Source organism: Citrobacter sp. wls826 (assembly GCF_005281245.1).
Taxonomy (GTDB): Bacteria; Pseudomonadota; Gammaproteobacteria; order Enterobacterales; family Enterobacteriaceae; genus Citrobacter; species Citrobacter braakii.
The window spans coordinates 82,778-84,168 of record NZ_SZWS01000055.1 but is presented as its reverse complement, the minus strand read 5'-3'; the positions used below and the strand labels follow the sequence as shown (position 1 = coordinate 84,168).

Genomic DNA, 1,391 nt, shown 5'->3' with positions numbered 1-1,391 from the left:
CCGGTAGGCGCAGCGCCACCGGGCATGTTGCCGGATGGCGGCGTAAACGCCTTATCCGGCCTACGAATCGTGCTGAATTAGCGGTATTGCTTGAGTACCGCACGACCCAACGTCAGGATCTGCATTTCATCAGAGCCACCAGAAACACGGTCAACGCGCAGATCGCGCCAGAAACGCGTGATGCGATGGTTACCCGCGATACCTACACCGCCCAGCACCTGCATGGCGGTATCGACCACTTCAAACGCAGCGTTGGCGCAGAAGTATTTGCACATTGCCGCATCGCCCGAAGTGATGGTGCCGTTATCCGCTTTCCATGCCGCTTCAAGCAGCATGTTTTTCATGGAATTCAATTTGATCGCCATATGCGCGAACTTCTCCTGAATCAGCTGGAAGCGGCCGATCGTTTCGCCAAACTGCACGCGCTGATTGGCGTAGCGCGCGGCGTCTTCAAAAGCGCACATTGCCGTACCGTAGTTGGTCAGCGCGACGAGGAAACGTTCATGATCGAACTCTTCTTTCACGCGGTTGAAACCATTACCTTCCCGACCGAACATGTCTTTCTCGTCCAGTTCAACGTCGTCAAAGGTGATTTCACAGCAGCTATCCATGCGCAGACCGAGTTTCTCCAGCTTGTTGACCTTGATACCCGCTTTGCTCATGTCAACGAACCACTCGGTGTAAACAGGTTTATCCGGCGATGCACCATCTCTCGCCATAACCACGATGTACGGGGTATAGGCGCTACTGGTGATAAAGCACTTACTGCCATTAAGATAAACCTTACCATTTTTACGTGTATAAGTGGTTTTCAGGCTGCCAACATCCGATCCCGCTCCCGGTTCGGTGATGGCAGAGTTCCACATCTGCTTACCGGTTCCTTGGAACGCCATGATTTTATCGATTTGTTCCTGAGTCCCTTCACGCAGGAACGTGTTAAAACCGCCCGGTAACTGGTACAGCACATAGGTTGGTGCGCCCAGGCGTCCGAGTTCCATCCAGACTGCAGCGACGGTAACAAAACCCGCTTCCAGACCACCGTGTTCTTCCGGGATCAACAGACTATCAATGCCCATATCCGCCAGTGCTTTAACAAAACGCTCAGGGTAGACGCTGTCGCGATCGCACTCGGCAAAATAAGCTTCCCAGTTCTCACTGGCCATCAGTTCACGAATACCGGCGACAAACAGCTCCTGCTCGTCATTTAAGTTGAAATCCATCTTTCAGCCTCTTGATCAATTGGGTTAATTAGAATTACTTGTCTTTCCAGTGCACTTTGGCGTCTTTAATAAAGGACAGCGTCACCATGATGTTGACGAAGAACAGCGGACATCCTCCGGCGATAATCGCGGTCTGAATCGGCTTCAGACCACCCAGCGCCAGCAGAACGA

General features: G+C 52.5%; 2 protein-coding genes. Both read right to left on the bottom strand.

What is annotated here, in order from left to right; translation table 11 throughout:
- Window positions 1–77 precede the first annotated feature (77 nt).
- The gene (caiA, locus tag FDW87_RS16205) at window positions 78–1,220 is read right to left on the bottom strand and encodes a crotonobetainyl-CoA dehydrogenase (protein ID WP_003018898.1); all 1,143 of its coding nucleotides are present in this window, start codon (window positions 1,218–1,220) and stop codon (window positions 78–80) included.
- 34 nt (window positions 1,221–1,254) lie between these two features.
- Window positions 1,255–1,391 (bottom strand): BCCT family transporter (locus tag FDW87_RS22845; protein ID WP_252363226.1); only part of this gene is annotated, 137 nt, incomplete at its 5' end.

Bases quoted from the DNA above. Each gene is read 5' to 3' on its own strand.
- caiA (WP_003018898.1), bottom strand. From the start codon at position 1,220: ATGGATTTCAACTTAAATGACGAGCAGGAGCTGTTTGTCGCCGGTATT.